7 protein-coding genes are annotated in these 7,596 nt (G+C 35.0%); all 7 read right to left on the reverse strand.

What is annotated here, in order from left to right:
- Positions 1-182: 182 nt before the first annotated feature.
- A complete protein-coding gene (locus tag IV513_RS14440; protein WP_209391263.1) occupies positions 183-764 on the reverse strand; it encodes a pentapeptide repeat-containing protein in 582 nt (193 codons plus the stop codon).
- Positions 765-825: 61 nt separating this feature from the next.
- Positions 826-2,073, reverse strand: a complete 1,248-nt coding sequence (gene rodA, locus IV513_RS14445) for a rod shape-determining protein RodA (RefSeq protein WP_209391264.1) — start codon at positions 2,071-2,073, stop codon at positions 826-828.
- Positions 2,070-4,097 (reverse strand): penicillin-binding transpeptidase domain-containing protein, encoded by a 2,028-nt coding sequence (locus IV513_RS14450; protein ID WP_209391265.1) that lies wholly within the window; start codon positions 4,095-4,097, stop codon positions 2,070-2,072. The genes rodA and IV513_RS14450 overlap by 4 nt, the downstream gene beginning before the upstream one ends.
- Positions 4,094-4,600: a rod shape-determining protein MreD gene (locus IV513_RS14455; protein WP_209391266.1), complete on the reverse strand. Its 507-nt coding sequence runs from the start codon at positions 4,598-4,600 to the stop codon at positions 4,094-4,096. Before IV513_RS14455 ends, IV513_RS14450 begins: the two co-directional genes overlap by 4 nt.
- Entirely contained in the window at positions 4,593-5,447 is an 855-nt protein-coding gene (gene mreC / locus IV513_RS14460; protein WP_209391267.1) for a rod shape-determining protein MreC, read from the reverse strand. Before mreC ends, IV513_RS14455 begins: the two co-directional genes overlap by 8 nt.
- Before the next feature lie 28 nt (positions 5,448-5,475).
- Positions 5,476-6,501 carry a rod shape-determining protein gene (locus IV513_RS14465; RefSeq protein ID WP_209391268.1) on the reverse strand — a complete coding sequence of 342 codons (1,026 nt, stop codon included), beginning with the start codon at positions 6,499-6,501 and terminating at the stop codon, positions 5,476-5,478.
- Positions 6,502-6,615: 114 nt separating this feature from the next.
- Positions 6,616-7,440, reverse strand: a complete 825-nt coding sequence (locus IV513_RS14470) for a T9SS type A sorting domain-containing protein (RefSeq protein WP_209391269.1) — start codon at positions 7,438-7,440, stop codon at positions 6,616-6,618.
- Positions 7,441-7,596: the final 156 nt, after the last annotated feature.

Consider the following 7,596-nt stretch of genomic DNA (forward strand, 5'->3'; position numbering starts at 1 on the left):
GATTGGTTTTAAACCAATTTATGCTTATTTTTGAAAAAAGGCTCAGATTATAAAATCCAAGCCTAACTTTTCTACTTACACACTTTACGGGATAGTGTCGTTAATATCTAAATTAATTTAATTAACAATCCGTTATTGTTATTCCATTCAAATTATTTGATATTAAAATATTACTAAAACAATCAGCTATTTTCATCAATTTCAATATCCAACTGGCGTAGAAGTCCTTGGATTTCCGAAAGTGAAAATTTTGTTTTTTTAAATCTGTTTAAAGAAGGTTCGATAGTATAGTTGTAAGAATTTCTGAAATCTGCTTTCTCAAGATTTGTTCTTTCGAAAACAGCACCACTAAGGTCGCAACCTGAAAAAATACATGCTGTAAGATCGGCTTCAGAAAAATCTACTTCAATTAGTTTAGAATTTTTGAAAACAGTTTTTCTGATGGTCGATTGATAAAATATAGAATTATTTAAAGAACAATTATCGAATGTAAAAGACATTCCAAATTTGTTGCAGTCGCAAAAAGACATTCCATACATTTTACAGTCTTTAAAAGACACTTCTCTAAAAGCAGTTCCCAAAAGTTGAGTCATGCTCAGATTACACTCAATAAATTCACAATCAGTAAATTTAAAATCCGAAAGGTTTACATTTTCGAAATTACAGTTTTTAAAAATACAGTTTTCATATTCTCCTCCTGCTAAAGCTATTTGAGTAAAATTTACGGTATCGAAAGTATCATCAGAAATATAATTCTCTTTCATAATTTTTGTTTTGAATTTAAAAACAAAATACTTAAATGAAGTATAACAAACTCAAATTTAATTATACTAAGCTATTTTTATCAGCATAATTAAGCTTAAAAAATATAAAAGTCATAATAGAAAATGCAAGTAAAGAACTTCCCCCATAACTGAAATAAGGCAACGGAATACCAACGGTAGGAAAAAGCCCCATAACCATGCCCAAATTAATAGAAAAATGCATGAATAATATTGAGGCGAAGCAATACCCGAAAACGCGATTAAAAACAGATTTCTGTTGTTCGGAGAGGTAATATATTCTGCCGATATAAATTAAATAGAAAAGAACCAGAATAGCACTTCCAACAAATCCCCATTCTTCTCCTACTGTACAGAAAATATAATCGGTTTCTTGTTCGGGTACAAATTTACCTTGGGTAACAGAACCTTCACGATAGCCTTTACCGGTAAGTCCACCAGAACCTATTGCTGTTTTAGAATACAGCAAATTGTATCCGGAAGTATCCCGAAATTCTCTTTCTCCTTTATAGAGAACTTCAACTCGCTCTTGTTGGTGTTTTGGTAGTTTTTCGAAAATGATAGGTGAAATAACCGATAAACCAGCAAGTAAAACGATAATTGCTACTCCCGGTAAAAGGTTGTAAATGTTTTTTCGGAGAAAAGCGGCATTAAATGCAAACCAAATTCCGCCAATAACCAGAATAAAAACCGTAAAGTACCATAAACTCCATTGTAGTGGATCATTCAGATAATTGGCAATTAAGAAAACTGCTGCAAAAAGTCCGCCCACAACAAAAAGTTTCCCGGAAAGACCTTCTCGGTATAACGCAATAAAAAAAGCAGTAAAAACAAGCAGCGAACCTACATCGGGAATAGATAAAACTGTAATAGCAGGGATTCCGATAATAGCTAAAACCGTGAGCAGAGATTTTCTGTTATGAAGATTGAAATCTGCACTAGAAACGTAATTTGCCAACATAAGTGCCACACCAATTTTGGAAAACTCTACGGGCTGCATGGTAAAACTTCCGAATTTATACCAGTTTTTCTGTCCAAGGATTTCTGTTCCGAACACGTGAAGTCCTGCAAGCATAAGTACACCTCCGATATAAATAATACCAGACATATTTTCGAAAAACTTGCTGCGGCTAAAGAAGATAATAATTCCTACGAAAATCGAGATTCCAAAAAACAATAATTGTTTTTTTCCCAATCCCTCATCTACACTGTAAATATTGGCTATAGCAAAAATGCACAGCAGAAAATAAAGACCAAGCCCAATTTTATCTATTCCTTCTGTCCACTTCATTGTCTTTTGGTATTTTGCTGTTGCTCTTTCGTTTTTTTCAGTAATTCTTCTTTCTTTTTCTGAACAAGGATAAGGCTGTCTTTAATTCTTTTCAGTTTCACAGAATCTGGTTTTGGTTCTTTATAAAGACCTTTCCTTTTCAGATCTGCAATCCATTGTCTTTTATACTCGGGCATAAAACTGGCGGTAACCATTTTTTTGTAGAGATTTTCTCTTTTTAAATCGCCCATAATATATTTTTCGGCAATCACTGTAGAGGCAGGACCTGCCCAAGTCGCACCAAAACCTGCGTGTTCCATAACCGCAACAACCACAATTTTCGGTTTATCTGCTGGAGCAATAAGTACAAAAATTGAATTATCTTTTCCCTGAGGTACCTGTGCAGTTCCGGTTTTTGCAAGTTGGGTAAAATCATTAGACTTTAAACCTCTTGCCGTTCCTGCAAGTACAACCGCTTCCATCCCTTTCAGAACAGGATCAAAATATTTTTTATCTACTAATGTTTGGTGTTTTTTCTTAAATCTTGGATCAGGATTAGGTTTACCATCAATAGATTTCACAATATGTGGCGTATAATACCAACCTTTATTTGCAATGGCTGCAACATAATTAGCAAGCTGAATAGGAGTTACCAAAACATCTCCTTGTCCCATTCCGTTATAAATTGCTCCGGTAGACATTTCATCCCAGTCTTTAAAATCCTGTCTTTTGGATCCGCTGGCTTTCATAATGGCTTTGAATCTTCTTTCGTAAAAATCACCTGAAGGAATTCTGCCTTTAGCACCTACGGCAAAATCATTATTCAGAAATTCTCCTACTCCGAAACTGCTCATTATTTTCTTCCATTCATCAACACCTTTAGACGGGTTTCCTGGATATTTTTTGATTATCTTGATAAATGCATACGTGAAAAAACAGTTACTCGAAACCTGAATAGAAGGAATAAGCGGATCTGCCCCTCCATGTCCTTTAATTCTTTTTCCTTTATAGAAAAAACCACCACCACAAGGGAAAATTGTTTTTTCATCCATTACTCCCATCTGCATTGCTGCCAAAGCAGTCAGAAGTTTAAACGTAGATCCTGGAGGATATGCAGCCTGTAAAGAACGGTCGAAAGTAGGTTTATTCTCGTAAATAGTGTCTTTTGAAAGTGCATATAGATTTTTCGATTTGTAAGGTCCTGTAAAAAGATTAGGATCAATATCTGGTCCTGTAGCAGAAACCAAAACTTCGCCGTTGTTAGGATCTATGGCAACAATAGCACCGTGTTTATTCACGAGCATTTCTTCAGCCATTCTTTGCAAATCGTAGTCTATTGTTAAAGTAATATCTTTTCCGGTAACAACATCACGATCGAGAGTTCCGTTTTTGTAAGGACCAACGTTTCTGAGTTTAATATCTTTTTGAATATACTTAATTCCCTTTATTCCTCTGAGTTCTTTTTCATAAGCTTTTTCAACACCCGTTTTTCCGATAAGATCTCCGGGTAAATAATATGCCGAATCTTTTTTAATATCACGTTCGTTAACTTCACTGGTGTATCCTAATAAATTTCCGGAAGTAGAAACTTCGTACTGTCTCTGTGGACGCTGAACGATATTGAAAGCAGGAAACTTAAAAATAATTTCCTGTACTCTTGCAATGTCTTCTCTGCTTAGATCTTTCAGAAAAGTCATTGGTGTAAGTTTAGAATAGTATTTTTCTGTCTTAATTTTATTAATTCTGTTGATAAAATCTTGCTCGGTAATTTTCATCAGGTTACAGAACGCAACTGTGTCAAAGTCGGGTTTCATCAATGCCTGAGTGAAAGAAATTTCATACGCAGGCTGATTTCCCACCAAAATTTTACCGTTTCTGTCGAAAATAACGCCCCGTTGAGGTATGATGTATTCAGTCTTAATGGATGTGTTGGCTGCATTAAGTGCATAGCGGTCTGTAAATAACTGTAGGTAAGAAAGTCTTGCTATAAAAATTACAGCAATGATGATAAGAACGGATAAGATTTTTAAATGACGTGGGTTCAAACTTTTTGTTTGATTTTAAAGATTAATGCGTAAATAATGATAAATATAAAGGAAATCCCGGTAGTTACCAACACATTAAGTAAGATTTCAAAAATTCGGCTGAATTTAAAAAACTCTATATACTGCACAAAAAGCTGGTGCAAAAAGATACTCGACAGTAAAAACAGCAAAAACTGAGACCACTGGAGAGACTGAAAAGAGAAAAAATCTGTAGACGTATCCGTAGATGTACGGAATATTAAAGTTCTGAAATAAGCAATAAATGTTGTAGCAAAAGCATTAATTCCTCCAGTATTCAGAAATGTATCCATGATAAGCCCAATTAAAAAGCTTAATGCCAAAAATTGAAATTTATTTCTGAAAAATGGGTAAAACATGACAAAAACCGGATATAAAACCGGTGTATATTTACCAAATATGACGATCCTGTTCAAAACAAAAAATTGTAATGCAACAAGAAACATCATTATCAAAATATCGGTAAATAATGTTCTGCTAATCATGTTCTTTTTTTATTACAGCCTGCATGGTATCCTGAATTTTCTGAACTTCAGCTTTTCTGAGATTTTTCACCACGTATATTTTGTTTAAAGCTCCCATTTTTTCGCTGAGTTCCACAGAAATGTCCCAAAAACCGGTTTTATTGTCTACAGTATATCCTGCAATAGTACCAATCATAATTCCTTTAGGGAAAATTGCAGATTTTCCGTCTGTTTCTATGGTATCTCCAATTTTCAGGGAAACATATTTGGGCACATCTGATAAGTGCATAAGTCGAGAATTATCTCCCCGCCATGTTAAAGTCCCAAAATATCCTGAGTTTTTCAAGGCTGCATTTATTCTGATTTTATTTACACTCAGAATAGATTGTACCAATGCGTAACTGTCGGTAGAATTAATAACGATTCCTGCAATTCCTTTTGGAGCCATTACTCCCATCTGAGGGAAAACACCGTCTCTTCTTCCACGATTTATAGTGAAATAATTATCTCTTCTATTGATGCTGTTGAAAACAATTTCACCATCTGTAAAAGTGTATATTTGTCCGCCTCCCACAGTATCATGCACTTTTCGGAATTGAGGATTTGCAGCACCTTGTTTCCCGTAAAGCTGTACCATTAAAGATTTGTTTTGTGCAACAAGATCTTCATTTACCTGTTTTAACTTGAGATAAGAAACCCCCTCATCAATTCCACCCGAAACCCAAGAATTGAATGCTGCAGTTTGCCCGGCAAGCCAAGATTTCTGCATCGCATTTTTAGAAAATATCAGAACAATAGCAATAATTTGCAGGAAAACAAAGAATACAAATAGAGCATTCTTAGAAAATAATCTCAGCAAAAATCCCATTCCGATAAAAAGTCGTAAAAATTAAAAATTATTTAATTAAGAAATTGAATTTATCCATATTCTTCAACGCAATCCCTGTACCTCTTACAACAGCTCTCAAAGGATCTTCTGCAACAAAAACGGGAAGCCCGGTTTTCTTGTGAAGTCTGTCTGCAAGGCCTCTTAGTAAGGCACCTCCTCCGGCAAGATAAATTCCTGTTTTGTAAATATCCGCTGCCAATTCTGGTGGAGTAAGAGAAAGAGTTTCCATTACAGAATCTTCAATTCTAATGATAGATTTATCTAAAGCACGGGCAATTTCCTTATATCCAACCATTATTTCTTTTGGCTTTCCAGTGATAAGGTCTCTTCCCTGTACCGGAATATCGTCGATATCTACATCAAGATCTTCAACAGCAGAACCTACTTCAATCTTCACTCTTTCAGCAGTTCTTTCTCCGATGTATAAATTATGATGCGTTCTTAGGAAATAAGCAATATCATTGGTAAATACATCTCCTGCAATTTTTACGGATTTGTCGCAAACGATACCTCCCAAAGCTACTACAGCAATTTCGGTTGTTCCGCCGCCTATATCGATAATCATATTTCCTTCCGGTTTCTGAACATCAATCCCGACACCTATTGCAGCTGCCATTGGCTCATAGATTAAGCGTACTTCTTTTGCATTCACTTTCTGAGCGGAGTCTCTTACTGCTCTTTTTTCAACTTCAGTAATTCCTGAAGGAATACAGATTACAATTCTTAACGCCGGCTGGATAAATTTACCTTTTATTCCCGGAATAAGTTTAATAAACTCTTTAATCATGTGTTCCGAAGCGTGGAAGTCGGCAATAACACCGTCTTTTAGCGGTCGGATTGTTTTAATATCTTCATGGGTTTTTCCCTGCATATGTTTCGCCTGTTCCCCTACAGCAATCGGTCTTCCAGTAGAACGCTCAATGGCTACAATGGAAGGTTGGTCTATAACAATTTTATTATTATGGATGATAAGCGTGTTGGCTGTTCCCAGGTCTATCGCAATTTCTTGCGTAAACATATCGAATAAACTCATAATTTTCTGCTTGATTTAAGTTTACAAAGATATGAAAAATGAATTATTCTAAATTTTATTAATGAAAAAAAAAGGTTAAAATTTCATTAAAAACTTTAACCTTTGCTTGTTTACTTATTTTACAATTATTTTCTCTTTCAGTTTGTTTAAATCTGAAACAACAAAGTAAACGCCTGGCGAAACTCCAGACAATTGATATGTGGATGTGTTTTTATAAATTCTAATAACCTTGCCAGAAATGTCTACTAGTTTTATTGGCGTGGTTTCATCTTGCAGGCCTTTTATTTTGAAGTAATCCGTAGCGGGATTAGGAAATACAGAAATCTTCGCTACATTGTTTTTTGTTTCTATAGTAGACAAACTGCCATTTGTTATAACAACATCGTCTACAACAGCTCCGAATGTAATAAATGCATTACCGGTACTGTAAATAAAACGTATTCTAAAGTCGGAATTGCTAAAAGCAGATAAACTTATGTTTGAAACTTGAAAGAAATCTAGCTCGGAGCCAGCTCCGCTTCCTAGTTCCTGGCCTGCCGATGACCAAATTGGTACCCATGCTGTTCCTGTGTATGCCTCTGCGTATAAAGTGCAATCTGGGTCTAATAAAAAATTGCTTACAAAAGTTTTAAAACTTAATGTTGCATTTGGGTAATTAGACAAATTCATTACCGGGGAAATTAGAGTCGCGTCTGTAGTAGGAAAAAACTGATAAGGAGACGCGATTACAGCACCAAACATTGCGGCTTTACTAGATACAGGAACGTTGTAGTAATTATCACCACAATACCACAGGGTACTGGGTTGTGTTTGGTTTGTGGTTGTCCAGCCACTAGGTAATGCTGAACCTTGAGTTCCATTAAAGTTTTCAGAGAGTAATTGCGCTTTATGTAATCCGCAAATCGACATTAAAGCTGTAAAAAGTAAGATTTTTTTCATTTGTATAAATTTTAGTTTGAATAACCCGTTGTGCATTTTAAATAATACTGACTTTTAAGCAATACTGTCCTAAATAAAAATTATTAAAAATAGAAACAGCCTAAATACCTATTTTACATTTAGCTTTACATTTAATTTCAAAAAAGAACCCCTTGA

It is taken from the genome of Chryseobacterium sp. RR2-3-20, assembly GCF_017808115.1.
Lineage (GTDB): Bacteria > Bacteroidota > Bacteroidia > Flavobacteriales > Weeksellaceae > Chryseobacterium > Chryseobacterium oryzae.